Source organism: Nonomuraea ceibae, assembly GCF_019396325.1.
Lineage (GTDB): Bacteria > Actinomycetota > Actinomycetes > Streptosporangiales > Streptosporangiaceae > Nonomuraea > Nonomuraea ceibae.
Map to the genome: position 1 here is coordinate 39,751 of NZ_JAHKRO010000009.1, position 26,744 is coordinate 66,494.

Annotated in this window: 25 protein-coding genes; 15 read left to right on the forward strand and 10 right to left on the reverse strand. The window is 72.7% G+C overall.

Features of this window, described 5'->3' with window-relative positions:
• Positions 1–1,371 (reverse strand): amino acid permease, encoded by a 1,371-nt coding sequence (locus KME80_RS08790; protein WP_219502343.1) that lies wholly within the window; start codon positions 1,369–1,371, stop codon positions 1–3.
• A gap of 147 nt (positions 1,372–1,518) precedes the next feature.
• Here KME80_RS08790 and dnaE point away from each other — a divergent pair, with 147 nt between their 5' ends.
• Both dnaE and KME80_RS08800 read left to right on the forward strand, forming a co-directional pair.
• Positions 1,519–5,046, forward strand: coding sequence for a DNA polymerase III subunit alpha (dnaE, locus tag KME80_RS08795; RefSeq protein ID WP_219502344.1), 3,528 nt, complete (start codon positions 1,519–1,521; stop codon positions 5,044–5,046).
• A 126-nt stretch (positions 5,047–5,172) separates the two neighbouring features.
• A complete protein-coding gene (locus KME80_RS08800) occupies positions 5,173–5,793 on the forward strand; it encodes a TIGR03086 family metal-binding protein (protein ID WP_308125669.1) in 621 nt (206 codons plus the stop codon).
• A 116-nt stretch (positions 5,794–5,909) separates the two neighbouring features.
• On the opposite strand, the gene KME80_RS08805 is transcribed toward KME80_RS08800, so the two are convergent.
• Positions 5,910–6,566 carry a class I SAM-dependent methyltransferase gene (locus KME80_RS08805; RefSeq protein WP_219502345.1) on the reverse strand — a complete coding sequence of 219 codons (657 nt, stop codon included), beginning with the start codon at positions 6,564–6,566 and terminating at the stop codon, positions 5,910–5,912.
• 67 nt (positions 6,567–6,633) lie between these two features.
• On the opposite strand from KME80_RS08805, the gene KME80_RS08810 reads away from it, so the two are divergent.
• On the forward strand, positions 6,634–8,004 hold the full coding sequence (locus KME80_RS08810) for an amidase (protein ID WP_219502347.1): 1,371 nt from the start codon (positions 6,634–6,636) through the stop codon (positions 8,002–8,004).
• An 11-nt stretch (positions 8,005–8,015) separates the two neighbouring features.
• Here the strand turns inward: KME80_RS08810 and KME80_RS08815 are convergent, their stop codons facing one another.
• Entirely contained in the window at positions 8,016–8,546 is a 531-nt protein-coding gene (locus KME80_RS08815) for a hypothetical protein (RefSeq protein WP_219502350.1), read from the reverse strand.
• A gap of 64 nt (positions 8,547–8,610) precedes the next feature.
• On the opposite strand from KME80_RS08815, the gene murA reads away from it, so the two are divergent.
• Positions 8,611–9,921, forward strand: coding sequence for a UDP-N-acetylglucosamine 1-carboxyvinyltransferase (gene murA / locus KME80_RS08820; protein ID WP_308125670.1), 1,311 nt, complete (start codon positions 8,611–8,613; stop codon positions 9,919–9,921).
• Between the two features lie 52 nt (positions 9,922–9,973).
• Positions 9,974–12,310, forward strand: coding sequence for a transglycosylase domain-containing protein (locus KME80_RS08825; RefSeq protein WP_308125671.1), 2,337 nt, complete (start codon positions 9,974–9,976; stop codon positions 12,308–12,310).
• A gap of 38 nt (positions 12,311–12,348) precedes the next feature.
• On the opposite strand, the gene KME80_RS08830 is transcribed toward KME80_RS08825, so the two are convergent.
• The 4 genes from KME80_RS08830 to KME80_RS08845 all read right to left on the reverse strand — a co-directional run bounded on the left by KME80_RS08830 (position 12,349) and on the right by KME80_RS08845 (position 16,496).
• Positions 12,349–13,806, reverse strand: a complete 1,458-nt coding sequence (locus KME80_RS08830) for an amidohydrolase family protein (protein ID WP_219502353.1) — start codon at positions 13,804–13,806, stop codon at positions 12,349–12,351.
• The gene (locus KME80_RS08835; RefSeq protein ID WP_219502356.1) at positions 13,803–15,068 is read right to left on the reverse strand and encodes an MFS transporter; all 1,266 of its coding nucleotides are present in this window, start codon (positions 15,066–15,068) and stop codon (positions 13,803–13,805) included. The genes KME80_RS08830 and KME80_RS08835 overlap by 4 nt, the downstream gene beginning before the upstream one ends.
• Before the next feature lie 106 nt (positions 15,069–15,174).
• Complete coding sequence (ybaK, locus tag KME80_RS08840) at positions 15,175–15,669, reverse strand: Cys-tRNA(Pro) deacylase (RefSeq protein ID WP_308125672.1); 495 nt, start codon at positions 15,667–15,669, stop codon at positions 15,175–15,177.
• A 20-nt stretch (positions 15,670–15,689) separates the two neighbouring features.
• On the reverse strand, positions 15,690–16,496 hold the full coding sequence (locus KME80_RS08845) for an AraC family transcriptional regulator (protein ID WP_219502373.1): 807 nt from the start codon (positions 16,494–16,496) through the stop codon (positions 15,690–15,692).
• Between the two features lie 58 nt (positions 16,497–16,554).
• On the opposite strand from KME80_RS08845, the gene KME80_RS08850 reads away from it, so the two are divergent.
• On the forward strand, positions 16,555–17,712 hold the full coding sequence (locus KME80_RS08850; RefSeq protein WP_308125673.1) for an MFS transporter: 1,158 nt from the start codon (positions 16,555–16,557) through the stop codon (positions 17,710–17,712).
• Between the two features lie 4 nt (positions 17,713–17,716).
• Here KME80_RS08850 and ligD read toward each other — a convergent pair whose 3' ends face one another.
• Positions 17,717–18,718: a non-homologous end-joining DNA ligase gene (gene ligD, locus KME80_RS08855; protein WP_219502375.1), complete on the reverse strand. Its 1,002-nt coding sequence runs from the start codon at positions 18,716–18,718 to the stop codon at positions 17,717–17,719.
• A 58-nt stretch (positions 18,719–18,776) separates the two neighbouring features.
• On the reverse strand, positions 18,777–18,971 hold the full coding sequence (locus tag KME80_RS08860; RefSeq protein ID WP_219502377.1) for a hypothetical protein: 195 nt from the start codon (positions 18,969–18,971) through the stop codon (positions 18,777–18,779).
• Positions 18,972–19,341: 370 nt separating this feature from the next.
• Between KME80_RS08860 and hisD the strand changes: the two genes are divergently transcribed.
• From hisD to hisF, 9 genes are read left to right on the forward strand one after another with little or no spacing between them, the layout of a single operon-like run.
• The gene (gene hisD, locus KME80_RS08865; protein ID WP_219502379.1) at positions 19,342–20,649 is read left to right on the forward strand and encodes a histidinol dehydrogenase; all 1,308 of its coding nucleotides are present in this window, start codon (positions 19,342–19,344) and stop codon (positions 20,647–20,649) included.
• Positions 20,646–21,716: a histidinol-phosphate transaminase gene (locus KME80_RS08870; protein WP_219502381.1), complete on the forward strand. Its 1,071-nt coding sequence runs from the start codon at positions 20,646–20,648 to the stop codon at positions 21,714–21,716. Before hisD ends, KME80_RS08870 begins: the two co-directional genes overlap by 4 nt.
• On the forward strand, positions 21,713–22,306 hold the full coding sequence (gene hisB / locus KME80_RS08875; protein ID WP_219502383.1) for an imidazoleglycerol-phosphate dehydratase HisB: 594 nt from the start codon (positions 21,713–21,715) through the stop codon (positions 22,304–22,306). The genes KME80_RS08870 and hisB overlap by 4 nt, the downstream gene beginning before the upstream one ends.
• The gene (locus tag KME80_RS08880) at positions 22,303–22,458 is read left to right on the forward strand and encodes a CG2302 family histidine operon protein (protein ID WP_219502385.1); all 156 of its coding nucleotides are present in this window, start codon (positions 22,303–22,305) and stop codon (positions 22,456–22,458) included. Before hisB ends, KME80_RS08880 begins: the two co-directional genes overlap by 4 nt.
• Positions 22,452–23,087: an imidazole glycerol phosphate synthase subunit HisH gene (hisH, locus tag KME80_RS08885; RefSeq protein WP_219502387.1), complete on the forward strand. Its 636-nt coding sequence runs from the start codon at positions 22,452–22,454 to the stop codon at positions 23,085–23,087. Before KME80_RS08880 ends, hisH begins: the two co-directional genes overlap by 7 nt.
• Entirely contained in the window at positions 23,080–23,409 is a 330-nt protein-coding gene (locus KME80_RS08890) for a hypothetical protein (RefSeq protein ID WP_219502390.1), read from the forward strand. The genes hisH and KME80_RS08890 overlap by 8 nt, the downstream gene beginning before the upstream one ends.
• Positions 23,409–24,131, forward strand: coding sequence for a bifunctional 1-(5-phosphoribosyl)-5-((5-phosphoribosylamino)methylideneamino)imidazole-4-carboxamide isomerase/phosphoribosylanthranilate isomerase PriA (priA, locus tag KME80_RS08895; protein ID WP_219502393.1), 723 nt, complete (start codon positions 23,409–23,411; stop codon positions 24,129–24,131). The genes KME80_RS08890 and priA overlap by 1 nt, the downstream gene beginning before the upstream one ends.
• Positions 24,132–24,160: 29 nt before the next feature.
• The gene (locus tag KME80_RS08900; protein WP_246644356.1) at positions 24,161–24,556 is read left to right on the forward strand and encodes a Rid family hydrolase; all 396 of its coding nucleotides are present in this window, start codon (positions 24,161–24,163) and stop codon (positions 24,554–24,556) included.
• The gene (gene hisF / locus KME80_RS08905) at positions 24,553–25,314 is read left to right on the forward strand and encodes an imidazole glycerol phosphate synthase subunit HisF (protein ID WP_219502399.1); all 762 of its coding nucleotides are present in this window, start codon (positions 24,553–24,555) and stop codon (positions 25,312–25,314) included. Before KME80_RS08900 ends, hisF begins: the two co-directional genes overlap by 4 nt.
• Here the strand turns inward: hisF and KME80_RS08910 are convergent.
• Positions 25,311–26,684 (reverse strand): glutamine synthetase family protein, encoded by a 1,374-nt coding sequence (locus KME80_RS08910; RefSeq protein ID WP_219502402.1) that lies wholly within the window; start codon positions 26,682–26,684, stop codon positions 25,311–25,313. The two genes, hisF and KME80_RS08910, sit on opposite strands and share 4 nt — an antisense overlap.
• Between the last annotated feature and the right edge of the window lie 60 nt (positions 26,685–26,744).

Below are 26,744 nucleotides of genomic sequence, written 5' to 3' on the forward strand. Positions count from 1 at the left end.
TCAGTCGGCCACGGCCGGATCGGCGGGCGCGGCGGCGCGCCCCCGCCGCCTGAGCGCCGCCCAGCCCGCCGCGATCGCCGCCGCCACCACCGGCAGCAGGAAGAACGCCACCCGCTGGTCCTCGTCGGCGAACGGCATCAGCACGACGACCAGCGCCAGGAACGCCAGCGTCAGCCAGTTGGTGTACGGGCTGCCGGGCATCGGGAACGCCGAGCGGTGCCCGGTGGCGCGAAGCCGGAGCTGGCAGTAGACCAGCGTGCCCCAGGTGGTGATCACGCCGAGGGAGGCGGCGGCGGTGGCGATGTTGAACGCCCGCGCGGGCAGGAAGTAGAACAGCGCCACGCCTCCCAGGAACATCGCGGCGGTGAACACCACGCCGCCGACCGGCACGTGCCGCGAGCTGAGCGCCGCGGCGAATCCGGGCGCCTCCCGCTTGCGGGCCATCGAGCGCAGGATGCGGCCCGTCGCGTACAGGCCGGAGTTGCACGACGACAGCGCCGCGGTGATCACCACGAGGTTCATCGCGTCGGCCGCCCACGGCACCCCCAGCCCGGCGAAGACGGTCACGAACGGCGAGGTGCCCGCCTCGTACGCGGTCCACGGCAGCACCATCGCCAGCAGCAGCACCGAGCCCACGTAGAAGATCGCGATGCGCCACACGACGCCGTTGACGGCCTTCGGGATGACCTCGCGCGGCCTGGCGGTCTCGCCCGCGGCGATCCCGACGAGCTCGATGGAGGCGTACGCGAACACCACCGACTGCAGGCTCATCAGCACCATTGGGAACCCGGCCGGCAGGAAACCGCCGTGCGCCACCAGGTTGCCAGGCCCGGCCTGCCCGACGGCGAACACCACCAGCACCAGCCCGACCACCAGGAACGTGACGATGGCCAGCACCTTCAGCAGCGCGAACCAGAACTCCAGCTCGCCGAAGAGCCGGACCGACAGCAGGTTGACGACGAGCACGAACGCCAGCGCCAGCAGCGCGGTCGCCCACTGGGGGAACGCCGGCGCCCAGTAGTGCACGTACGCGGCGATCGCGGTCAGCTCGGCGATGCCGGTGAACGCCCAGTTCAGCCAGTACATCCAGCCGCTGGCGAAGGCGGCCCACGGCCCGACGAACTCGCCCGCGTACTCGACGAACGACCCGGAGGCGGGCCGGTAGAGCACGAGCTCGCCCAGCGCCCGCATGACGAAGAACGCGGCGACGCCGGCGGCGGCGTACGACAGCACGAGCGCGGGGCCCGAGGCGGCCAGCCGGCCGCCCGCGCCGAGGAACAGCCCCACGCCGATCGCCCCGCCGATCGCGATCATCTGCACCTGGCGGTTGCCCAGCGCGGGCCTGTATCCCTCGTCCGTCTCGGCAGGCACTGGGTGTCTCCTTCGTCACGGTCCGTGACGGCGACGATATCGGCGCGGCGGCTCCGGGCGGGGTGCGGCACGCCGCGCCCGGAGTGTCGGCGGGGACCACTAGAGTCGGAGCGCACAACCACATTCAGACCGGGGAGGCGCCGCTCCATGTCGTCCAGCGACTCGTTCGTCCATCTGCATGTGCACACCGAATACTCCATGCTCGACGGTGCCGCGCGCCTCAAGCAGATGTTCAAACAGGTCGGCGACCTGGGCATGCCGGCGATCGCGATCACCGACCACGGCAACATGCACGGCGCCTACGACTTCTTCAAGCAGGCGACCGGCGCCGGCATCAAGCCGATCATCGGCATCGAGGCCTACGTGGCGCCCGAGCTGCGCCACAACAAGAAGCCGGTGCTGTGGGGCGAGCCGCACCAGAAGAAGGACGACGTCTCCGCGGGCGGCTACTACACCCACATGACGATCTGGGCGCGCAACAAGACGGGCCTGCACAACCTGATGCGGCTGTCCTCGCGCGCCTACACCGAGGGATTCGTCCGCAAGTGGGCGCGGATGGACGCCGAGATCCTCGCCGAGCACTCCGAGGGCCTGATGGCGACCACCGGGTGCCCGTCGGGCGAGGTGCAGACGCGCCTGCGGCTCGGCCAGTACGACGAGGCGGTCAAGGCCGCCGCCAAATACCAGGAGATCTTCGGCAAGGACAACTTCTACCTGGAGATCATGGACCACGGCCTCGACATCGAGCGCCGCGTCCGCGACGGGCTGACCCGCATCAGCAAGGAGCTGGGCATCCCGCCGCTGGTCACCAACGACTCGCACTACACCTACGAGTCCGACGCCGCCTCGCACGACGCCCTGCTGTGCATCCAGACGGGCAAGCAGCTCTCCGACCCCGACCGGTTCCGCTTCGACGGCAGCGGCTACTACATCAAGACCGCCGACGAGATGCGCGCCGTCGACTCCTCCGACCTGTGGGCCGAGGGCTGCCGCAACACGCTGCTCGTGGCCGAGAAGGTCGACCCGTCCGGGTTCTTCGAGTTCAAGAACCTGATGCCCACCTACCCGATCCCCGACGGCATGACGGAGAGCGAGTTCTTCCGCAAGACCGTCTGGGAGGGCATGGACCGGCGCTGGCCGGAGGGCTACGACGACGAGCACCGCAGGCAGGCCGAGTACGAGATCGGCATCATCGAGCAGATGGGCTTCCCGAGCTACTTCCTCGTGGTCGCCGACTTCATCATGTGGGCCAAGGAGAACGGCATCCCGGTCGGCCCCGGCCGAGGCTCGGCCGCCGGGTCGCTGGTGGCGTACGCGATGGGCATCACCGACCTCGACCCGCTGCCGCACGGCCTGATCTTCGAGCGGTTCCTCAACCCCGAGCGCGTCTCCATGCCCGACGTCGACATCGACTTCGACGAGCGCAGGCGCGGCGACGTCATCCGCTACGTGACGGAGAAGTGGGGCGCCGACAAGGTCGCCATGATCGCCACGTTCGGCACCATCAAGGCGAAGGCCGCCATCAAGGACGCCGGCCGCGTCCTGGGCTACCCCTACGCGCTCGGCGACAAGGTGTCCAAGGCGTTCCCGCCCGCCGTCATGGGCAAGGACATCCCGCTGGCGGGCATCTTCGACAAGGACCACCCGCGCTACAACGAGGCGGGCGAGCTGCGCAGGCTCTACGAGGAGGACGTCGACGTCAAGGCGACGATGGACCTCGGCAAGGGCCTGGAGGGGCTGATCCGGCAGACCGGCGTGCACGCCGCCGGCGTGATCATGTCGGCCGAGGTGCTGACCGACCACATCCCGATCATGCGCCGCGACTCCGACGGCGCGATCATCACGCAGTTCGACTACCCGACCTGCGAGACGCTCGGCCTGCTCAAGATGGACTTCCTGGGCCTGCGCAACCTCACCATCATGGACGACTGCCTCAAGATGATCGAGGCGACCACGGGTGAGAAGGTCGACCTGCTCGGGCTGCCGCTCGACGACCGCAAGAGCTACGAGCTGCTGTCCAAGGGCGACACGCTGGGCGTGTTCCAGCTCGACGGCGGCGGCATGCGCTCGCTGCTGCGGCTCATGCGCCCCGACAACTTCGAGGACATCTCCGCCGCCCTCGCGCTCTACCGGCCCGGCCCGATGGGCGCCAACTCGCACACCAACTACGCCCTGCGCAAGAACGGCCAGCAGGAGATCACGCCGATCCACCCGGCGCTCGAGGAGCCGCTGCGCGACATCCTCGACACCACCTACGGCCTGATCATCTACCAGGAGCAGGTCATGGCCATCGCCCAGCGGGTGGCCGGCTACTCGCTCGGCAGCGCCGACCTGCTGCGCCGCGCGATGGGCAAGAAGAAGAAGTCGGAGCTGGACAAGCAGTACGCCTCCTTCGAAAAGGGCATGAAGGACAACGGCTTCCCCGACGCCGCCATCAAGGCGCTCTGGGACATCCTGCTGCCGTTCTCCGACTACGCCTTCAACAAGGCGCACACCGCCGCCTACGGCCTCATCGCTTACTGGACGGCCTACCTCAAGGCCAACCACCCGGCCGCCTACATGGCCGCGCTGCTCTCGTCGGTCAAGGACGACAAGGACAAGTCGGCCCTCTACCTCAACGAGTGCCGCCGCATGGGCATCAAGGTGTTCCCACCGGACGTCAACGACTCCGACTTCGACTTCACCCCGCGCGGCACCGACATCCGGTTCGGCCTGTCGGCCGTGCGCAACGTGGGCGGCAACGTCGTCGACGGCATCCTCACCGCCCGCAAGGAGAAGGGCCGCTTCGCCGACTTCAAGGAGTTCCTGCGCAAGGTCCCGGCGATCGTCTGCAACAAGCGCGTCATCGAGTCGCTGATCAAGGCGGGCGCCTTCGACTCCCTCGGCCACGTCCGCAAGGGCCTGGTCATGGTGCACGAACAGGCCGTCGACGCGATCATCGACATCAAGAAGAACGAGGCCATCGGCCAGGACTCCCTGTTCGGCGCCATCGACGGCGGCGAGGACCAGACCTTCGACGTGCAGATCCCCGTCGGCGAATGGGACAAGAACACGCTGCTGCAGTTCGAGCGGGAGATGCTCGGCCTGTACGTGTCGGACCACCCGCTGTTCGGCGTCGAGCACATCCTCGCCTCGGGCGCCGACTGCTCCATCGCCGCCGTCCAGGACGAGAGCCGCGCCGACGGCCAGGTCGTCACCCTCGGCGGCATCCTCAGCGGCGTCCAGCGCAAGGTCACCAAGAAGGGCGACACCTGGGTGCTCACCCAGCTGGAGGACCTCGAAGGCGCCATCGAGGTGATGATCTTCCCGTCGGCCTACCAGCTGTGCTCGACCATCCTCGCCGAGGACGCGATCGTCTTCGTCAAGGGGCGCATCGACAAGCGGGAGGACGTCGCCAAGATCATCGCCATGGAGGTGACGGCCCCCGACCTGACCCAGGAGGCGGGCGGGCCGCTGCTGGTGAGCCTGCCGCTGACCCGCTGCACGCCGCCGGTGGTGAGCCGGCTGAAGGAGATCCTCACCACGCATCCGGGCACCTCCGAGGTCCACCTGCAGGTGCACAACGGCCCCAAGACCACCGTCATGCGGGTCGACGACCGGCTCCGCGTGGCGCCCTCCCCGGCCCTCATGGGCGACCTGAAGGAACTCCTGGGCCCCGCCTGCCTGGGCGCCTGACCTCCGGGACCGCTTCCCTGCGGACGGCCACCTCGGGCCGCTTCCCCAGGGGGTCGGTCCGAGGGAGTTGTCCGGGCAGAGAGCCGCACGTCAGGCAGCACCGTCCGCCAGGAAAGAGGAAGTCCCGTGACCAGCGAGATCACCGCCGAGAGGGTCGCCGAGATCGCCGCCCGCTACCGGCGCAGGGCCGACGCGTTCGAGCGCAAGGTCGTCGCCGTACGGCCCGGGCAGTGGGACGGGCCGACCCCGTGCGCCAAGTGGACGGTCCTGGACGTGCTGCGGCACATCATCGACATGCACGCGGTGATGCTGCGGCCGTTCGACCGCGGCCTCAGCCCGGCCCCGCCGGCCGCCGAGGACCCGGTGGCCGCCTACCGCGCCGCCCGCGCCGACGTGGAGGCGATCCTGGCCGATCCCGCGCTCGCCGGCCGCCTCTGCGACACGCCCGCGGGCAGGCTCACCGCGGCCGAGCACATCGACCAGGTGGTCAGCGCCGACCTGCCGCTGCACGGCTGGGACCTCGCGGTCGCCACCTCCCGGGACGCCACGATCGACCCCGAGGACGTCGAACAGGGCTGGGCCGCCATGCGGGCGCTGCCTGCCGACCTCGTGGCGAAGTTCCGCGAGCCGGGCGCCTTCGGTCCCGGTGTCGAGGTGTTCGGCCCCGAAGTGCCGGTGGGCGACGACGCCTCCACCCAGGACCGCCTCCTCGCCTTCATCGGCCGCGACCCCCACTGGCACCCCTGACCGGGCACCCCGGACGGAGTGGGGGCTTCCGGGCAGCGGCTCGGGCGGGCCGTCCTGAGCAGGGGCCTCCGCCGGTGGTTCTGGGCGTGTGCCGCTGGGCGGGTAGTTCTAGCTGGTCAGGGGTGGCGGGTGGTGGCGGTCAGGTAGATGCGCCGGGCGGCGATCTCGTCCTCGTACGCCTCCCGTACCGTGATCTCGCCGATCGTGAACCCGGCGGCCCGGGCCGCCGTCTCCAGCTCGCCAGGCGTGAACTCGGCCCAGTAGACGCGCAGCCCGGTGCCGAGGGGGTCGTCGATGACGCCGTCGCCGTCGCCCTGCTTGGCCACGACGAGGAGCTCGCCGCCGGGCCGCAGGGCTCGCGCCCATGCCGCGAGGGTGCCGGGCAGCTCGCGTTTCGGCTGGTCGTGCAGCGAGTAGTACGAGACCAGCCCGTCGAGCCCGCCGGTCACGTCGCGCTGGTCCATCACCGCGAACCGGCACCCGGGCTGCTCGCGCGCGGCCAGTTCGACGCAGCGCGGCGACAGGTCGACGCCCAGCACGTCCAGGCCGTGCCCGGCGAGCAGCGCGGTGACGTGCCCGCAGGGCCCGCAGCCGGCGTCGCAGACCCGCCCGCCCGGGCCGACACGCCCGGCGAACGCCGCCAGGACCTCGCGGTCGTGGGGCTTGCCGGCCAGTTCGTGGCGGAACAGCTCAAGGTAGCGGTCGGCGCGGGCGTCCCATAGGTGGGCGACGGAGGCGGCGCTGCCCGGCGGGGGAGAGAGCGTTTCGGACATTCCGGCATCCTAGGAGATGGCAACCCTTGCCGTCGCCGCCCCCGAGGGGGTGCGGGAGGATCGCAGGATGAGCGAGCTGCACTACCTGACCGCGACCGAGATGGCCCGCCTCGTCAGGACCCGCCAGGTGAGCGCCGTCGAGCTGCTCCAGGCGCACCTGGACCGCATCGAGCAGGCGAACCCGCAGGTCAACGCGATCGTCACGCTGGCCGCCGAGCAGGCGCTCGACGCGGCCAAGGCGGCCGACGCGGCGGAGCCCGCGGGCCCGCTGCACGGGGTGCCGGTCGCGCACAAGGACCTGGCCGACACGGCCGGGATCCGCACCACGTACGGCTCGACGCTGTACGCGGGTCACGTGCCGGACCAGGACGCGCTCGTCGTCCGGCGGTTGAAGGAGGCGGGCGCCGTCTCGCTCGGCAAGACGAACACGCCCGAGTTCGGCACCGGCTCCCACACGGTCAACGAGGTCTTCGGGGTGACCCGCAACCCGTACGACCTGAGCCGGTCGGCCGGGGGGAGCAGCGGGGGCGCGGCGGCGGCGCTCGCCTGCGGGATGACGCCGCTGGCGGACGGCTCCGACATGGGCGGGTCGCTGCGCAACCCGGCGTCGTTCTGCAACGTGGTGGGGCTGCGGCCGACGCCGGGCCGGGTGCCGAGCCCGTCCGAGATCGCCGCCTGGTACACGCTGTCGGTGCCGGGGCCGATGGCCAGGACGGTCGACGACCTCACCCTGATGATGTCGGTCATTTCGGGATTCGACCGGCGGTCACCGTACGCGATCAGGGAGCCCTTCACCCCCGACCCCGAAGAGGGGGTCGCCGGGCTGCGGGTGGCGTGGAGCCCGGACCTCGGCGGGCTGCCCGTCGACGCCGCGACGGCGGCGGTCACCGCGACCGCGCCCGCCGTGCTCGAACGCCTCGGCGCGCGGGTGGAGCAGGTGGAGCTCGACCTGAGCGACGCCGACGACGCCTTCCGCACCTACCGGGCCTGGTTCTACGCGCTCGCCTACGGCGACCTCGACGGGCTGGGCGCCAACACCGCGTGGAACGTCGAGCAGGGCCGCACGGTGACCGGCGCCGACCTGGCCCGCGCCGAGCGCGCCCGCAGCCGCCTCTACCAGCGGATGGCCGCCTTCTTCGACGACCACGACGTGCTGATCGCGCCCGTCAGCCAGGTGCCGCCGTTCCCGGTCGAGGACCCGTACGTGCGCGAGATCAACGGGATCGAGCTGCCCGACTACCTGACCTGGATGCGGTCGGCGTACTGGGTGAGCGTGCTGCACGCGCCGGCCGCGTCCGTGCCCGCCGGGTTCACGCCGGAGGGGCTGCCGGTCGGGGTGCAGATCGTGGGGGCGCCGTTCGAGGACGCCAGGGTGCTGCGGGTGGCCCGGGCGTTCGAGCAGGCCACCGGCCACGGCCTGCGCCGCCCGCCGCTCTGAGGAGCAGGCGGTCAGCGGTCCGGCGGCGGCAGGGGCGGCGCCAGCCCGTACGGCCGCCGCAGCGGCGAGTCGCGGTAGCCGTGCATGCCCTCCAGCAGCCCGAACAGCCCCACCGCCAGCAGCGGCCAGAACACCAGCACGCCCTTGGCCGTCAGGTGCAGCGGCCCCGGCGTCAGCTGCGCGCCCGGCGCCGCCGCGGCCTCCACCGTGACCACGCCGATCGTGAACGCCGACCCCACCCAGAGCGTCACGTACGCGCCCAGGACCCCGCCCGCGCAGAGCCCGAGCAGCGCCGCGAGCTGGCGGCGGCTCAGGAACCAGGCGAGGGCCCCGCACGCGAGCCCGAGCGCGCCGGTCACGGTGGCGAACCAGCCGTCGGCGGCGATCAGCGCCTGCGTGGACGGGTCGGCGAGCACGGTCGCCTCCTGGGTGACCAGGTACGGCGGCCGGGGTGACAGGGCCGACCACACCAGCCCGGCGGGCACCCCCAGTGCGGCGAGGGAGAGGACAGTGACCGCGAAAACGCGTACTTCCCTCGCCACGCCACTCCCCTTCGCGTTCTGAGTCTCTGCCAGACCGATGGTATCTCCCGGTTAGGCTCACTTCGTGATTGAAGAGAAGGTCTGGCTCATCGAACCCTCCGGCCCGCTCCGGGGCGACGTCGTCGTGCGCGGCTCCAAGAACGGCGTGTCCAAGCACATGGTCGCCGCCATGCTGGGCAGCGGCGAGAGCAGCATCCACAACGCCCCCGAGGTGGGCGAGGTCGGCATCACCGCCGACATGCTGCGCGCCCTGGGCATCAGCGTGGAGATCGGCCGGACGGAGATCCGCATCGAGCGCGGCCCGGAGATCAGGCCCCGGGTGCCCGACGCGTTCACCGGACTGAACCGCATCCCGATCCTCATGCTCGGCCCGCTGCTGCACCTGGCGGGCGAGGCGTTCGTGCCGCTGGTGGGCGGCGACCCGATCGGGCGGCGGCCGGTCAACTTCCACGTGGAGGCGCTGCGCGCGATGGGCGCCGAGGTGGAGGTCGGCGACACCGGCATCTACGCCAAGGCCAAGCGGCTCAACGGCACCCGGCTGGAACTGCCGTACCCGAGCGTCGGCGCGACCGAGACGATCCTCATGTCGGCGGTGCTGGCCGAGGGCAAGACCGTGGTGAAGAACGCCGCGATGGAGCCCGAGGTCGTGGAGCTGGCGCTGTTCCTGCAGCGGATGGGCGCCCGCATCGAGCTGTCGCCGGACCGGCGCATCGTCATCGAGGGCGTCGAACGGCTGCGCGGCGCCTCCACCTGGCTGGCCGGCGACCGCATCGAGGCGTTCTCGTACCTGGCCGCCGGGCTCGTGACGGGCGGCGAGGTGCGCGTGCACGGCTGCCCGCAGGACCGGCTGGTCACCGCGATCACCACGCTGGCCCGGATGGGCGCCCAGTTCGACATCAACGACGAGTACGTGTGCGCGACCGCCCCGCCCGAGGGGCTGCGCGCGGCGGCGGTGCAGACCGACACCCACCCCGGCTTCATGACCGACTGGCAGACGCCGCTCATGGTGCTGTTCACGCAGAGCCAGGGCATGTCGGTGCTGCACGAGACGGTCTTCGAGAACAGGCTCGTGTACGTGCCCGCGCTGCAGAGCATGGGCTGCGAGATCGAGGTGTTCGACCAGTGCCTGGGCGGTCCCGCCTGCCGCTACCACGACACCAACGCCCGCCACTCGGCCGTGGTGCGCGGCGTGTCGCAGCTCAAGGGCGCCGACGTGGTGCTGCCCGACATCCGGGCCGGCTTCTCCGCGGTGCTGGCGGCGGCCGTGGCCGACGGGCAGTCGACGCTGCGCGGCGTGCACCACATCGAGCGCGGCTACCACCGCCCGTTCGAGCAGTTCGAGTCGCTTGGTCTGAACATCCGCAGAGGAGAGTAAAGAGTTAAGAGCGGGTCGTTTGCCGGTGATCGGGTGGTAGCAGATCATCTGCGTGACTGTGCTCAAATCCATCACCAGGCTCGGGGCGGCGGGGGCGCTCAGCGGGGTGCTGGTCGCGGCACTGGCCGCGCCCGTCGTGAGCGGAGCCGGGATCGGCGCCAAGAGCGTCGCCGACACCTTCAACGACCTGCCGCCCGCACCCCGGGAGGAGCCGCTGTCGCAGGTCACCCGGCTGGTCGACCGCACCGGCCGGACGTTCGCCCAGTTCTACGAGGCCAACCGCACCGTCGTCCCGCTGGACAAGGTGTCGGCGGTGATGCGCCGCGCCATCGTCGCCATCGAGGACGCCCGCTTCTACGAGCACGGCGGCCTCGACGTCATCGGCACGCTCCGGGCGCTGATCACCAACACCCAGGCGGGCGGCATCAAGCAGGGCGGCTCCTCGCTCACCCAGCAGCTCGTCAAGAACATCCTCGTCGAGAGCGCCCGCACCGAGGCGGAACGCGACAGGGCCCGCGCCCCCAACCTCGCCCGCAAGATCACCGAGCTGCGGCTGGCGCTCGCCCTGGAACGCAAGTACCGCAAGGACGAGATCCTGGAGAAGTACCTCAACATCGCCTACTTCGGCGCGGGCGCCCACGGCGTCGAGGCCGCGGCCAGGCGGTTCTTCTCCACCACGGCCGCCGAGCTGACGCTCACCCAGGCGGCCACCCTCGCCGGCGCCGTCCGCGCCCCGTACTCCACCGACCCGTCCATCGGCCAGGAGCACCGCGCCCGCCTGAAGATGCGCCGCGACCTCGTCCTCGACCGGATGGCCGGGCTCAAGCTCATCACCCAGGCGCAGGCGGCCGAGGCCAAGGCCAGCCCGCTGAACATCCGCCTGCGCCCCGAGCCCGGCGGCTGCGCGCAGAGCGACCACCCCTACTACTGCCTGTACGTGCACCGCGAGCTGATGACGAACGAGGTGTTCGGCGCCACGGCGGACGTGCGCCGGGCGCGGCTCGCCCGAGGCGGCCTCGTCGTCAGGACCAGCCTCGACCCGCGCGCGCAACGGGCCGCCGACCAGGCCATCCGCCAGCGGGTCTCCGCCGAGGACACCGAGGTGGCCGCCGAGGCCATGATCGAGCCCGGCACCGGCTGGATCAAGGCGATGGCCGCCAGCAAGCGGTTCGGCCGCAATCCCGGCAACAAGAAGAACGGGCCGAGGACCACGTTCAACCTCGTCGCCGACGTGCGGCACGGCGGCGGCCAGGGACTCCAGGCGGGCTCCACGTTCAAGGTGTTCACCCTCGCCACGGCGCTCCAGCAGGGCTGGCGCTTCGACGACGGCTTCGACACCCCCGGCGTGATGACCCCGGCACAGGGCTACCGCGACTGCTCGGGACGGCCCGTCAACGACCCCGGCACCGAGATCCACAACGCCAGCGGCGAGGGCAAGGGCGGCCCGCACAGCATCTCCACCGGCACCTGGAAGTCCGTCAACATCTTCTACATGATGCTGGAGCGCAAGGTCGGGCTCTGCAACGTGGTCAAGACCGCCAAGGCGCTCGGCGTGACCCGCGCCGACGGGACGCCGCTGCGCGAGGTGCCGACCTTCACGCTCGGCGTCAACGAGATGGACCCGCTCACCGTGGCCGCGTCGTTCGCCGCCTTCGCCGCCCGGGGGCGCTACTGCGAGCCGCTCGCCATCACCGAGATCGTCGACCGCGACGGGCGGCGCACCCACGTCTCGCCCGCCTGCGAGCAGGTGATCGACCGGCAGGTGGCCGACGCCGTCAACTGGGTGCTCACCGGCGTGTTCGACAAGGGCACGATGAAGGGCCAGGACCTGGACCGGCCCGCCGCCGGCAAGACCGGCACCAACAACGGCTACACCTCCGCCTGGTTCGCCGGCTACACGCCCCATCTGGCGGCGGCGGTGAGCGTCGGCGACATCCGCGGCTCCTACAAGCACCCGCTCACCGACGTGCGCATCGGCGACCAGTACTACGGCTCCGTCCAGGGCGCCTCGCTGCCGGGGCCCATCTGGGTGGACTCCATGCGCGCCGCCCTGCGCCACACCGAGGCCAAGGGGTTCCCGGGGCCCGACATGAGCCGCTTCGGCGGCGGCAACACGCCGGGCCTGGAGGAGGGCGAGGAGGAGGCCGGCGAGGAGAACGGCCGCCGTGGCCGGCACCGCGCGTACGCCAAGCGCCACCGCAAGCTTCTCCGCTGGCTCTTCGGTCACGGCGCCCGCCCCCACGAGCCCCGCGCCCACGAGTCGCGCCCTCACGAGTCGCGCCCGTACGAGGGCCCGCTCCGTGAGGGCCGCCCGCCGGAGGCCCGCCGCCGCCACGGTGACGACCACCGCCGCGACACCGCCCCCCGCCACCGCCGCGACCGCCACTGACCTGCCCGTCCGGAGGTCAGGGCCGCGCCCGGTGGAGGTCAGGCGCGGACGGGGCGGCCGGGCCGGGCGTCCGGGAGGAGGGCGCCGTCCTGGACGACCGGGACGCCGCCCACCAGCACGTGCCGGAACCCCGTGGAGGGGAGCGCCGTGGCCGCGTAGGTGGCCCGGTCGGTGACCGTGTCCGGGTCGAAGACCGTGAGGTCGGCGTCGGCCCCCGGCTGGACCCGCCCCTTGCGCGCCAGCCCGGCGACCTGGGCGGGCACGAGCGTGCACCGCCGCACGGCCTCGGCGAGCCCGAGCATCCCCTGCTCGCGCACGAGCCGCAGGGTGCGCCCGTACGTGCCGGCGGTGCGCGGGTGGGTGACGGCGTCCGGCGGCAGCGGCCATTCCAGCCGCCGCGCCGGGTCGCCGCCCTCGCGCCACAGCAGCGGCACGGCGTCGGTGGCGACCGCCGCGTCCTCGAAGTCGAGCGCCCGCCGGATGTAGGCGAACTCGGCGGGCGAGTCCTCGTCCAACAGGTGCACGAACGCCGCCGACCCGGGCTCCTCCTGCCGGACGCGGCGGAGCTCGGCGGCGTCGGCCATGCGCCGCCCGGTGGACAGCAGCCCGATGGAGTGCGGGGTGAGCCCGCGCCGGTGCAGCAGCTCGGGCGCGAGGAAGGCGGCGCCGACGCCGGTCATGCCGGCGCCGTACGGGTACGCCTCGGTGGTGACCCGCGCCCCTTCGGCGCGCACGCGTTCGACCAGGGCGAGGACGCGGTCGACGTGCCGGATGGAGGTGCTGTTGACGTGGCAGTAGTGCATGTGCGCGCCGGTCTCGACGGCGGCGCGGACGATCTCCTCGGCGCCGTCGACGGGCGTGCCGGCGTCCATCTCGACGAGCTCGCGGGCATGGGTGTACGTGGGCCGTCCGGCGCGGGCGGCGAGCGCGGCGACGGTCAGATACTCGTCCGGCCCGGTGCGGGGCGCGTAGCCGACGAGGACGCCGATGCCGAGGGCGCCGTCGGCGAGGTCGGCCTCAAGGAGGCCGACGATCCGCGCGACCTGCTCAGGGGTCGCGGGCCGCTGCCAGGCGTCGACGGCGATGTTGGCGAACAGCGTCTCCAGCCTGCCGGTGGGCTCGACGCCGGCGAGCACGGCCATCCGGGCGGCCGCCCACGAGGTGGCGAAGCCGTAGTTGAGCGGCCGTCCCTCCTCGGCGGCGGCGCGGTAGGCGGCCGACACGGGCAGGCTGCCGGCCTCCAGCTCCAGCACGGTGGTGACGCCGTCGAGCGCCTGGAGCCGGTGCCCGGCGAGGTCGGCGCTGTGGCTGTGCAGGTCGACGAAGCCGGGGCAGACGGTCAGCCCGGTGGCGTCGACGCGGGTGACGCCGTGCAGCGGTTCGGCCGACACCTCCCGGATCGTGCCGCCGCTGACGCCGACGTCGCGGATCCCGTCGAGCCCGGTCTCGGGGTCGATCACCCGCCCCCGGGAGATCACCAGGTCGTACGTGGTCACGAGGCCCTCCCGAGGGTGAAGCGGTCGGCGCGCTGCGGCACGATGAGCGCGATCAGCGCGCCGAGCACGGTGGTGCCGATGAGCAGCCCGAACGCGGCGCTGTAGGAGTACTGGTCGACGAGCCAGCCCATGAGCACCGGCGCGATCACGCCGGCGAGCTGCCCGCCGACGTTGACGACGCCCATGCCGGAGCCGATCACCTCGGGCGGCAGGGCGCGGACCGGCATGCCGAGGATGCCCATGGTGGACAGCCCGGCCACGGCCATCGCCAGCGTCTGGAAGAGCGTGAACCCGGCGGCGGTCTCGGCGTTGATCATGACGAGCAGCAGCACGGCGGTGCACAGCAGCAGCGGGATCACGTACAGCCTGGCCCGGTCGTGGAAGTAGCGGTCGAACAGCCAGCCGCCGAGCAGCGTCGTCGCGGTCATGACGAGCTGGGGGAGCGCGGCGAGGAAGCCGGTGTTGAGCAGGGAGATGCCGCGGGCCTCCATGAGGTAGCTGGGCACCCAGGTGATCATGCCGTAGCCGAGCATGTTCGTGGCGCAGAACAGCGCGGCGAACTTCCACACGGCGGCCGAGCGCAGCACGGCCGCGAGCGGGATGGCGGGCCGGGCGGCGGGGCCGGTGTCCTGGGCGGCGCCGGTGAGGTGGGCGGGCAGCGCGCGGGGGAGCAGCGACCACAGCAGCACGCCGATCGCGACGCCGGCCACGGCCGCCACGAGGAACGTGTCACGCCAGCCGAACACCAGCAGCAGCGGCGCGGCGATCAGCGGGGCGAGCCCGCCGCCGAGCACGTTGGAGGCGAGCATCGCGCCGGCGGCGGTGGCCCGCCGCTCGGGCGTGGTGCGTTCGGCGATGGCCTTGAACGACGCGCCGGGGAACAGTCCCTGGCCGACGCCGAACAGCGCCCGGATCACCAGCAGCGCGGCCAGCCCCCACGCGAGCCCGGTCAGCGCGGTGAACGCCGACCACAGCAGCAGGGAGGCGACGAGCAGCCGGCGCGCCCCGAACCGGTCGGCGAGCATGCCGCCGGGGATCTGGCACAGCAGGTAGACCAGCGAGAAGACGGTGATCAGCCAGCCCTGCTCGGTCTTGGTGAGCGCGAACTCCGCGCCGATGAACGGCAGCGCGACCGCCATCATGACGCGGTCGACGTAGTCGATCACCCACACGCCGGCGAGCAGCGCGATGGTCAGCGTGGCGGTCTTGCGGATCTTGGCGGGCGTCCAGGTGGTCGCCGGGGTGTTTTCGGCCAGTCCCATACGGTCTCCGGTGTTGCGGCGTTTCTGCATTGTTCATACGGAAACGCCGCGACCGCTTGGTGCGTCCGGACGAAAGTCGGCCCAGGTGTTGTGCGCTGCGACGAGGTCAGCCCGTCTTTCCGATGGGCGCGGTCACCGCCCGGGTCAGCGCGATCAGGTTGGCGGGGGCGGTCTCGATCTGCAGCCCGCGCTTGCCCGCCGAGAAGTAGATCGTGTCGAACTCCAGCGCCGAGGAGTCGACCACGGTGGGCAGGAGCTTGCGCTGCCCGAGCGGGCTGATGCCGCCGACGACGTAGCCGGTGACGCGCTCGACCTTGGCGGCGTCGGCCATCGCGGCCCGCTTGCTGCCGGTGGCGGCGGCCAGCGCCTTGAGGTCGAGCTTGCCGGCCACGGGCACCACGGCCACGGCCAGGCCGCTCTCGACCTCGGCGACCAGCGTCTTGAAGATCCGCTCGTGGGGGACGCCGAGCGCGTCGGCCGCCTCCTCGCCGTAGGCCTGCGCCGAGGCGTCGTGCTCGTAGGGGTGGAGGGTGAACTCCGCCTTGGCCTTGTCGAGCGCCACGGTGGCCGGCGTGCCGCCGCCCTTGCTCTTCTTGCTCACGGAGACCCAGTGTAGCGAATCTACATTGTAAAGGCGCGGCCCGGGGTGTACCCGAGCGCCCGCCGGAACGCGTCGATGAACGCGCTGGCCGACGCCCAGCCGCACCGGTGCGCCACGGTTGTGACGCTCACCCCGTCGGCGAGCAGCAGCAGCGCGTGGTGCAGCCGGAGCTGGGTGCGCCACTGCGGGAACGTCATGCCCAGCTCGGCCCGGAACAGCCGGGCCAGCGTCCGGTCGCTGGTGCCTGCGTGGGCGGCGAGCCTGGCCAGCGTCCGGTTGTCGGCCGGGTCGGCGTGCAGCGCCGCGCACACGGCCGCCAGCCGCGCGTCACGCGGGGTCGGCAGGTGGAACGGCTGCTCGGGCGCCCGCCGGAGCTGATCGACCAGCACGGCCAGCAATCTCGCCCGCTCCCCTCCTGCCGTGAAGCCTCCTGCCGTGAAGCCTTTGTCCGCGGGGCCTTCGTCCGCGGTGTCCCCGGTCGCGGCGGCGTCGTCGTCCGGCAGGTCGGTGTAGGCGATGATCAGCTCGCGCAGCAGCGGCCCGACCGCGAGCACGGCGGGGCGCGTCAGGCCGGGCGGGTTGCCGGTGAGCCCGATCAGCCGCAGGTCCGTGCTGCCGTGAGCGCGGTGCTCGTGGACGGTCCCGGCCGGGATCCAGATCGCCCGGTTGGCCGGGGCGACCCAGGTGCCGGCGTCGGTGGTGACCGACAGGACGCCGTGGCGCGCGTACACGATCTGGTGGGTGTCGTGCCGGTGGGCGTCGATGCCCGCGCCGGCCGCGAGCGGGCGGATGCCGGTGGGCGCACGCGACAGATGGCGGATTTTCATGACTGATTGGCATTTTATCGGAAGCGGGCCACGACCGCCCGGCGGCACGATCGGGGGCGTGCGGGTGAACAGGGTCGCGGTGCTGGCCGCCGGGCATGCGGGCGTGGACGTGTATCAGGGCGCGGTTCCGGCGATGGTGCCGTTCCTGGTGGCCGAGCGGGGTTACGGGTACGTGGCCGCGTCGGGGGTGGTGCTGGCGGCGACGCTGCTGTCGTCGATCGTGCAGCCGGTGTTCGGGGCGCTGACGGACCGGTGGCGGATGCCGTGGCTGATCCCGGTCAGCATGACGACGGCAGGGCTCGGCGTGGCGTTGAGCGGGGTGTCGGAGTCGTACCCGCTGACGTGGCTGGCGGTGGCGCTGTCGGGGCTGGGGGTGGCGGCCTACCATCCGGAGTCGGCGCGGCTGGCGCGGATCGCCAGCGAGGGCAGCGACGTGCGGATGAGCTGGTTCTCGCTGGGCGGCACGCTGGGGTTCGCCTCGGCGCCGATCCTGGTGACGCCGCTGCTGGCGGCGGGCGGGCTGGCGGCGTCGCCGTTCCTGGTGGTGCCGGGCGTGGCCGGGGCGGTGCTGACGCTGGTGGTGATGCGCTCGCTGGCGGGGCCGGGGGAGCGGGGGCGCGCGGCCGGGCCGGCGCGGGGGCGTGACGACTGGCCGTCGTTCGCCCGGCTGACGCTGGTGATCGTGTTCCGGTCGGTGGTGTACGTGGGGCTGAGCGCGTTCGTGGCCCTGTACCTGGGGGGCGGGGCGGCGGGCGCGGTGGCGCTGTTCGTGCTGTTCGCGGGCGGCGCGGTGGGCACGGTGCTGGGCGGCAGGCTGGCGGCGCGGATGGGGCGGGTGCGGGCGATGCGGCTCGCGTACGCGCTGAGCGTCCCGGCGGTGGCGGGCGTGGTGCTGGCGCCCGGACCGGCCGCGTACGTGTTCGTGGCGGCGGCGTCGATCACCCTGTACGCGCCCTTCTCTCTGCACGTGACGCTGGGCCAGGACTTCCTGCCGCGCCGCGTGGGCACGGCGAGCGGGGTGACGCTGGGGCTGGCGGTGAGCGTCGGCGGGCTGGCGAGCCCGCTGGTGGGGGCGGTGGCGGAGGCGACGTCGCTGCGGCTGGCGCTGGGCTGCCTGATCGCGTTCCCGGTGCTGGCGTGGCTGCTGTCGCTCACGCTGGCCGAGCCGGTCCGGGCCGACGCCCCTGCCGGCGCCCCTGCCGCCGGTCAGCGCTGACCGGTCAGCCTGTCGCGGACGCGCCCGGGCTCTCGCCGCCGGGCGCGCGGACCTCACGGGGCTCGCGGTCGGGGCGCAGACCGCGCCAGGACGGGTGGCGCAGCCGGTTGTCGCCGGTCATCTCGGCGTACTGCACCTCGCCGACCAGGACGGGGCTGACCCAGTGCGCGTCGCGGGCGTGCTCGCGCGGGACGGGCTCGTCGAAGGGCGGGTCGGGCCGTTCCAGCGGGGCGAGCCTGCGGTGCAGGTCGCGGAGCATGGCCTGGGTGAAGCCGGTGCCGACGTGCCCGACGAACAGCAGTCTGCCGCCGTCGTCGTAGGAGCCGAGCAGCAGCGACCCGATTGTCCCGGCCCGGCGGCCGGCGCTCGGCTTCCAGCCGCCGACGACGACCTCGACGGCGCTGACGTTCTTGACCTTGGTCCACTCGGCGGTGCGCCGGCCGGGCCGGTAGGGGGAGGTGAGCCGTTTGCACACGACGCCTTCGAGGCCGAGGCGGCGGGAGGAGGCGAAGGCGTCCTCGGCGTGGTCGTGGAACCAGACCGGGACCTGCCAGCGGAAGCCGGGCGTGAGCGTGCTCTCCAGCAGGTCGCGCCGGGCGGTGTAGGGGAGGGCGATGGCGGGGTCGTCGCCGAGGTGCAGGATGTCGAAGGCCAGGAACGTGACGGGGACGGTGCGGGCGAGCTCGGCGACGCTCAGCGGGTTGCGCTGGTGCATGCGCGGCTGCAGGGCGCCGAAGCTGGGCCTGCCCGCCTCGTCGAAGGCGACGATCTCGCCGTCGACCACGGCGGGCCGGCCGCCGGTGGCCCCGGCCATGAGCTGGAGCTCGGGGTAGGCGGCGGTGATGTCCTTGGCGTTGCGCGACATGAGGCGGACGGCGCCGCCGTCGACGTAGGCGAGGGCGCGGACGCCGTCCCACTTCATCTCGACGGCCCAGTCGTCCTCGTCGGTGGTGGGCAGGGAACCGAGCTGGGCGAGCATCGGCGCGTAGGTGGGCAGCGGCGCCATGCACCCAGGCATACCCCGGCGCGCGCGCCGCCAGTGATCGCCGGGGGTTTACAGATGGTCAAGCCACGGGGTCGGGCTTCTCCTCGACGAGCTGGGCCAGGTCGACGCCGTGCCGGCCGAGCTCGTCGACGGACGAGCAGTAGCCCTGGAGGTAGGCGCGCCCGCCGACCTGGTGAGAGACCCGGAGCACCGGCCGGTCGCCGAGCACGATGGCCTCGACGACGACGCCGTCGGGCCCACGCCAGATTCCCATGCGGGCAAGCGTACGGGAGGGAACATAAAGGACAAGTAATGTCAAAGTACGTTTCAAGTGTCCCGGGCCAGGGAAAAACCCTGGCCAAACCGTGGACGTGTTTGCCCGCGACCCCGCCGGGCAGCACCCGGCCCAAGCTTCACCCCAGCCGTGGATCCACCGCCCACGGCGCCCCGCACTGGCGCTCGGCCCGGGCCAGGGCGGAAACGGTCGTGAGGTCGCGTGCCCCCGTCGCGACCTCACGACCGGGCCACCCGCGTCACCCCTGTGCCACCCCCGTGCCGCCACTGTCCCGTCCCCGTCGCGCCACGCGACTGTCCGTAGTGTGGACAGATCCGGATCCGGGGATCGGACTCCGTAGACTGTCAGGGTGATTTCCCGTATCGACATGCGCGGTTCCCTGCCGGCGAACCTGCGCGACGTGCTGCCCCGCGCCGAGCTCGACGTCGAGGCCGCCCTGGAGAAGGTGCGGCCCATCTGCGAGGACGTGCGCCATCGCGGGGCGGCAGCCGTACGGGAGCTGACCGCCAGGTTCGACGGAGTCGAGATCGCCACCACCCGCGTCCCCGCCGAGGCCATCGCCCGCGCGCTGGACGAGCTGGACCCCGCGGTCCGGGCGGCGCTGGAGGAGTCGATCAGGCGGGCCAGGCTCGTCCACCGCGACCAGCGGCGCAGCGACGTCACCACCGAGGTCGTGCCCGGCGGCACCGTCACCGAGCGGTGGGTGCCCGTCGACCGGGTCGGCCTCTACGTCCCCGGCGGACGCGCCGTCTACCCGTCGAGCGTGGTCATGAACGTCGTGCCCGCGCAGGAGGCCGGGGTGGCCTCGCTGGCCGTCACCAGCCCCGCCCAGAAGGAGCACGACGGCCTGCCGCACCCGACGATCCTGGCCGCGTGCGCGCTGCTCGGCGTCGACGAGGTCTACTCGGCGGGCGGCGCCCAGGCCGTGGCCATGTTCGCCTACGGCACCGAGGAGTGCGAGCCCGCCACCATGGTCACCGGGCCCGGCAACATCTGGGTCGCCGCGGCCAAGCGGCTGCTCAAGGGCCGCATCGGCATCGACTCCGAGGCCGGCCCCACCGAGATCGCGATCCTGGCCGACGAGACGGCCGACCCCGTCCACGTGGCGGCCGACCTGATCAGCCAGGCCGAGCACGACGTGATCGCCGCCGCCGTCCTGGTCACCACCAGCCCCGAGCTCGCCGACGCGGTCGAGAAGGAGCTGCCCGGCCAGGTGGCGGCCACCCGCCACTCCGAGCGCATCACCGAGGCGCTGGCCGGCCGCCAGTCGGGCATCGTGCTCGTCGACAGCCTCGACGACGGGCTCAAGGTCGTCGACGCCTACGCCGCCGAGCACCTGGAGATCCACACCGCCGACGCCGCCGCGGTGGCCGCCCGGGTGCGCAACGCCGGCGCGATCTTCGTCGGCCCCTGGTCGCCGGTCTCGCTCGGCGACTACCTCGCCGGGTCCAACCACGTGCTGCCCACCGGCGGCTGCGCCTGCCACTCCAGCGGCCTGTCGGTGCAGTCGTTCCTGCGCGGCATCCACGTCGTCGACTACACCCGCGAGGCGCTGGCCGGCGCGGCCGCGCACGTGTCGGTGCTGGCCGACGCCGAGGACCTGCCCGCGCACGGCGCCGCCGTGCGCGCCCGCTTCGACGGGCAGGTGCCGTCGTGAACCTCTCCGACCTGCCCATCCGCGACGACCTGCGCGGCAAGTCGCCCTACGGCGCGCCGCAGATCGACGTCCCGGTCCGGCTCAACACCAACGAGAACCCCTACCCGCCCTCTCCCGAGCTGGTCGCCGACCTGGCCGAGGAGGTCGGGCGGGTGGCGGGCGGCCTCAACCGCTACCCCGACCGCGACGCCGTCGAGCTGCGCGCCGGGCTGGCCGCCTACCTGGGCCACGGCCTGACCACCGAGCAGGTGTGGGCGGCCAACGGCTCCAACGAGATCATCCAGCAGATCCTCCAGGCGTTCGGCGGCCACGGCCGCACCGCGCTCGGCTTCGAGCCGTCCTACTCGATGCACCCGATCATCACGACCGGCACCAACACCGAGTGGATCAGGGCGGCGCGCGAGGACGACTTCTCGCTCGACCCTGGCAAGGCCGTCGCGGCGATCGGCGAGCACCGGCCCGACGTCGTCTTCCTGGCCTCGCCCAACAACCCGACCGGCACCGCGCAGCCGCTGGCGGTGATCGAGGCGATCCTGGAGGCCGCCCCCGGCATGGTGGTGGTCGACGAGGCCTACGCCGAGTTCGCCCGCGAGGGCACGCCGTCGGCGCTCACCCTGCTGCCGCGTCACCCCCGGCTGATCGTCACCCGGACGATGTCCAAGGCGTTCGCCATGGCGGGCACCCGGCTCGGCTACCTGGCCGCCCACCCGGCCGTGGTGGAGGCGCTGCTGCTGGTGCGGCTGCCGTACCATCTGTCGGCGCTCACGCAGACGGCGGCGCGGGTGGCGCTGCGGCACCGGGCCGAGCTGCTCGGCACCGTCGACGCGCTGCGCCGCGAGCGTGACGACACGGTGGCGTGGCTGCGGTCCAAGGGGCTGGCGGTCGCCGACTCCGACGCCAACTTCGTGCTGTTCGGGCGCTTCCCCGACCGGCGCGCGGTGTGGGAGGGGCTGCTGGCCCGGGGCGTGCTCATCCGTGAGGTGGGCCCGCCACAATGGCTTCGGGTGTCGATCGGCACCGGCGAGGAGATGGCGGCCTTCCGCGCCGCCCTGGAGGGAGTCCTGTGAGTCGCGTAGGCCGCGTCGAGCGTACGACGAAGGAGACGTCGGTCCTGGTCGAGGTGGGTCTCGACGGCACCGGCACGGTGGACGTGTCGACCGGGGTCGGCTTCTACGACCACATGCTGGCCCAGCTGGGCAAGCACGGGCTGTTCGACCTGACGGTCAAGACCGAGGGCGACCTGCACATCGACTCCCACCACACGATCGAGGACACCGCGCTGGCCCTGGGGGCGGCGTTCCGCGAGGCGCTGGGCGACAAGTCGGGCATCAGGCGGTTCGGCAATGCGTCGTGCCCGCTCGACGAGTCGCTCGCCGAGGTCACCGTCGACCTGTCCGGCCGCCCCTACCTGGTGCACTCCGAGCCCGAGGGCATGGCGCCGATGATCGGGCCCGACTACGACACGACCATGACCCGCCACATCCTGGAGTCGTTCGTCGCCCAGGCGGCGATCTGCCTGCACGTGCGCGTCCCCTACGGGCGCAACGCGCACCACATCGTCGAGGCCCAGTTCAAGGCGCTGGCCAGGGCCCTGCGGGCCGCCTCCGAGCGCGACCCGCGCGCCACCGGCGTGCCCAGCACCAAGGGCGTGCTGTGACCGGCAACGTGATCGCCGTCGTCATGGTGTTCCTCGGCATGTTCCTGGTCGGCGGCGTGGTCTCGCTGTACAAGCAGGGGCTCAAGATCGGCGCCGCGATCTGCGGCGTCGGCGCCGCCATGGCGATCACCGCGGGGGTGATGTGGTGGTGAGCCGCGTCGTCGTGCTCGACTACGGGTCGGGCAACCTGCGCTCGGCCGAGCGTGCGCTGGCCAGGGTCGGCGCCGACGTCACGGTCACCGCCGACTTCGACGCCGCGCTGGAGGCCGACGGCCTCGTCGTGCCCGGCGTCGGCGCGTTCGCCGCCTGCATGGCCGGGCTCAAGGGCGTGCGCGGCGAGCAGATCATCGGCAGGCGGCTGGCCGGCGGCCGGCCCGTGCTCGGCATCTGCGTCGGCATGCAGATCCTGTTCGCCCGCGGCGTCGAGCACGGCGTGGAGACCGAGGGCTGCGGCGAGTGGCCCGGCGCGGTCGAGCGCCTGGAGGCGCCGGTGCTGCCCCACATGGGCTGGAACACCGTCAAGGCCCCCCAGGGCAGCGTGCTGTTCGCCGGCCTCGACGCCGCCACCCGCTTCTACTTCGTGCACTCCTACGGCGTGCGCGAGTGGGAGCTGCGACCCGGCGACGGGTTCGCCGAGCCGGTGGTGACCTGGGCCGAGCACGGCGTGCCGTTCGTCGCCGCCGTCGAGAACGGCCCGCTCATGGCCACCCAGTTCCACCCGGAGAAGTCCGGCGACGCCGGGGCCGCGCTGCTGGCCAACTGGCTCGGCACCCTTGAGTAAGGAGCGGGCGCGCCGCCGCGCCGAGCGTGAGGCCGAACGGGCCCGGGCCATGCGGATCAACGAGGAGCGCCAGGCCCGCCGGGCGCGCCGCCGCGCCCGCCTGACCCGGCTCGTCCCACGCCCGGTGCGGGTGGCCCGCCAGGGCGGCCTGCTCGCCCGCCGCCACCGCGCGCAGAACGCGGTCGTCGCGCTCGCTTTCCTGCTCGTCCAGGCGCTCGCCTGGCTGCTGTGGGGCTCGCCGTTGCTGAGCTTCGGCGTCCTCGTCTTCTCACTGCTGCTCTTTCCCGTGCTCGTGACCCTCGCTTTCGACCGGAGGACCTGATGTCGCTCGTTTTGCTCCCCGCCGTGGACGTGGCCGACGGCCAGGCCGTACGCCTCGTCCAGGGTGAGGCCGGCACCGAGACCGGCTACGGCGAGCCGCTGGCCGCCGCGCTGGCCTGGCAGGAGGCGGGCGCCGAGTGGATCCATCTGGTCGACCTCGACGCCGCGTTCGGCCGGGGCTCCAACCGTGAGCTGATCACCGACCTGATCGGCCGGCTGGACGTGAACGTGGAGCTGTCCGGCGGCATCCGCGACGACGCCTCGCTCGCCGCGGCGCTGGCGACCGGCTGCCGCCGCGTCAACATCGGCACGGCCGCGCTGGAGAACCCCGAGTGGTGCCGCCGGATCATCGCCGAGCACGGCGACAAGATCGCGGTCGGCCTGGACGTGCGCGGCACCACGCTCGCCGCCCGGGGCTGGACCGAGGACGCCGGCGACCTGTGGGAGGTGCTGGAGCGGCTGGAGGCCGACGGCTGCCAGCGCTACGTGGTCACCGACGTCACCAAGGACGGCACCCTGCGCGGCCCCAACCTCGACCTGCTGCGGGAGGTGTGCTCGCGCACCGACAAACCCGTCGTGGCCAGCGGCGGAGTCTCGTCTCTCGACGATCTGGTGGCACTGTCTTCTCTCGTTCCCGTCGGCGTGGAAGGTGCCATCGTGGGCAGGGCCCTGTACGCCCGGGCGTTCACGCTGGAAAGCGCGCTGGCCGCGGTGGGCGAGTAGTGACGCCGGGAGGGGGCGTGATGGGCACCATGAGCATGGAAAGCACCGGCATGCGGGTGTTCTCCGGAGGCGTCTGGGAGGAGAAGTACGGTTACGCGCGCGCGGTGGTCGTGGGCAACCGGGTCATCGTCTCGGGCTGCACCTCCACCGTCGACGGCGAGGTCCGTCACGTCGGCGACGCCTACCGGCAGAGCCGCACCGCGATCCAGATCGCGCTGGAGGCCGTGGAGATGGGCGGGCTGTCCCGCCAGGACGTCGTCATGGTCCGCTACTACGTGGTCGAGCACCGTCACTTCGACCTGGCCGGCCAGGCCATCGCCGAGTCGTTCGGCGACGTGCGGCCCGCCTGCACCGGGGTGCGGGTGGCCGGGCTGGTGGACCCGCGGATGCTTGTCGAGATCGAGATAGAGGCACACCGAGCATGACCGTAGCCGTGAGGGTGATCCCCTGCCTGGACGTCGACGCCGGCAGGGTCGTCAAGGGCGTCAACTTCGCCAACCTGCGTGACGCGGGCGACCCGGTCGAGCTGGCCAGGCGCTATGACGAGGAGGGTGCCGACGAGCTCACCTTCCTCGACATCACCGCCTCGTCGGGCGAGCGCGAGACCATGCTCGACGTGGTGCGCCGCACCGCCGAGCAGGTGTTCATCCCGCTGACCGTCGGCGGCGGGGTGCGTTCGGTCGACGACGTCAACCGGCTGCTGCGGGCCGGGGCCGACAAGGTGTCGCTCAACACCGCCGCGATCGCCAGGCCGGAGCTGCTGACCGAGGCGTCGCGGCGCTTCGGCGCGCAGTGCGTGGTGCTGTCGGTCGACGCGCGGCGGGCGCCGGGCACGGCGAGCGGCTTCGAGGTGACCACCCACGGTGGCCGGCGCGGCACCGGCATCGACGCGGTGGAGTGGGCCGCCCGGGGCGAGGAGCTGGGCGTGGGCGAGATCCTGCTCAACTCCATGGACGGCGACGGCACGCTCGACGGCTACGACCTGGAGATGCTGCGCGCGGTGCGGGCCGCCGTGCGGGTGCCGGTGATCGCCAGCGGTGGCGCGGGGCGGCTGGAGGACTTCCCGCCGGCCGTCGCCGCGGGCGCCGACGCGGTGCTGGCGGCCAGCGTCTTCCACTTCGGCACGCTGAAGATCGGCGAGGTGAAGGAGACGCTGCGGACGGCGGGCCACCCGGTCCGCTAGAAGGCCCGCATGTGCTGGAACAGCTCGTAGGAGGCGTCGCGGGCGGCGAACGCCGCCGCCTCGGACCGTTTGACGGCCAGGTAGGCGGAGGCGCGCAGCGGCCCGAGCGCCTCCATGAGCACCGGGTCGGCCTCCAGCGCGTCGAGGGCCTCGGTCAGCGACGACGGCAGCCGCGGGTAGCGGCCGGGCCGGGTGTCGGGGTCGACGTCCACGGCCTCGCCCGGGTCGAGCCTGCGGCGGACGCCGTCGAGCCCGGCGTGGATGACCGCGCCGAGGGCCAGGTAGGGGTTGGCCGAGGAGTCGGAGGGCTTCAGCTCCAGGTTGGGCTCGCCGCTCTCGCCGAGCGGGGAGCAGATCCGTACGGCGGCCTCGCGGTTGTCGGGGCCGTGCACGGCGTAGGCGCCGGCCCACATGCGCGGCGCCAGGCGGCGGAAGCTGTTGACGCTGCCGCAGGTGAGCGCGGTCAGCGCGGGCAGGTGGGCGAGCAGCCCGCCGACGAACCAGTCACGCACAGCTCCCTCGCCGCCACTGTCACCGTCGAAGAGGTTACGGGATTCGCGCCACAGGGACAGGTGCAGGTGCGCGCCGTTGCCCGCCTGGTCGGCCAGCGGCTTGGGGGCCAGCGACGCCCACATGGACATGCGCAGCGCCACGCCGCGCACGGTCTCGCGGTAGAGGACGTGGTTGTCGGCGGCCCGCAGCGCGGGCGCGTGCCGCACGGTCAGCTCCTGCTGGCCGGGGCCGAGCTCCGGATGGTAGTGCTCGACCCGCAGCCCCTGCGTCTCCAGGGCGCGGACCAGCTTGATCGTGTAGTCGTGGGCGGTGTCGAAGCCGTGACCGGCGTAGCACAGCGAGTCGTCGAGCGGCACCAGCCGGTCGGGCCCGCCGGACGGGTCGGGCAGCCGCCGCCCCAGCGTGAACTCCGGCTCGAACGCGGCCAGCAGCGTGTAGCCCTCGCCGGCGAGCAGCGCGATCGCGTCCTTGAGGAAGGTGCGCGGGCAGGCCGCCCAGGGCGAGCCGTCGGGAAGGCGCAGATCCGACAGCATGGCCGCGGCCCCCGGCGCGTGGGGGAGCGGGACGTACGTCGACGGGTCGGGGACGATGCGGACCTCGCCCACCGGACCCAGGTGCTCGACCTCCTGCAACTGGTCGAGCATGTTCATCGCCATCATGGCCACCGTGTGCCCGATGCCCGTGTTGAGCCGTTCCGCGAGGCGCGACCGCGAGGCGGCCTTGCCCCGGATGACGCCGCCGTGGTCGGCGTACAGGAACCGGATCAGCTCGACGCCCTCGAGCTCGGTGCGCTCGAGGATCCGCCTGACCGCGGGGTCAGGCTGGACGGGCTTGGCAACGGCTGGGCGATCTCTCATCCTGTCTGCGTAACACGACTTGGCAGCGCGGGGAAGCCAATTGACGCAGACAGGACCGCG

Excerpts from the sequence above, each read along its gene's own strand:
- priA (WP_219502393.1), top strand. The coding sequence starts at position 23,409 with ATGTCGCTCGTTTTGCTCCCCGCCGTGGACGTGGCCGACGGCCAGGCC.
- KME80_RS08805 (WP_219502345.1), bottom strand. The coding sequence starts at position 6,566 with ATGTCCGAAACGCTCTCTCCCCCGCCGGGCAGCGCCGCCTCCGTCGCC.
- KME80_RS08900 (WP_246644356.1), top strand. The coding sequence starts at position 24,161 with ATGAGCATGGAAAGCACCGGCATGCGGGTGTTCTCCGGAGGCGTCTGG.
- ligD (WP_219502375.1), bottom strand. The coding sequence starts at position 18,718 with ATGGCGCCGCTGCCCACCTACGCGCCGATGCTCGCCCAGCTCGGTTCC.
- KME80_RS08810 (WP_219502347.1), top strand. The coding sequence starts at position 6,634 with ATGAGCGAGCTGCACTACCTGACCGCGACCGAGATGGCCCGCCTCGTC.
- dnaE (WP_219502344.1), top strand. The coding sequence starts at position 1,519 with ATGTCGTCCAGCGACTCGTTCGTCCATCTGCATGTGCACACCGAATAC.
- hisF (WP_219502399.1), top strand. The coding sequence starts at position 24,553 with ATGACCGTAGCCGTGAGGGTGATCCCCTGCCTGGACGTCGACGCCGGC.
- KME80_RS08910 (WP_219502402.1), bottom strand. The coding sequence starts at position 26,684 with ATGAGAGATCGCCCAGCCGTTGCCAAGCCCGTCCAGCCTGACCCCGCG.
- KME80_RS08845 (WP_219502373.1), bottom strand. The coding sequence starts at position 16,496 with ATGAAAATCCGCCATCTGTCGCGTGCGCCCACCGGCATCCGCCCGCTC.
- KME80_RS08860 (WP_219502377.1), bottom strand. The coding sequence starts at position 18,971 with ATGGGAATCTGGCGTGGGCCCGACGGCGTCGTCGTCGAGGCCATCGTG.
- KME80_RS08835 (WP_219502356.1), bottom strand. The coding sequence starts at position 15,068 with ATGGGACTGGCCGAAAACACCCCGGCGACCACCTGGACGCCCGCCAAG.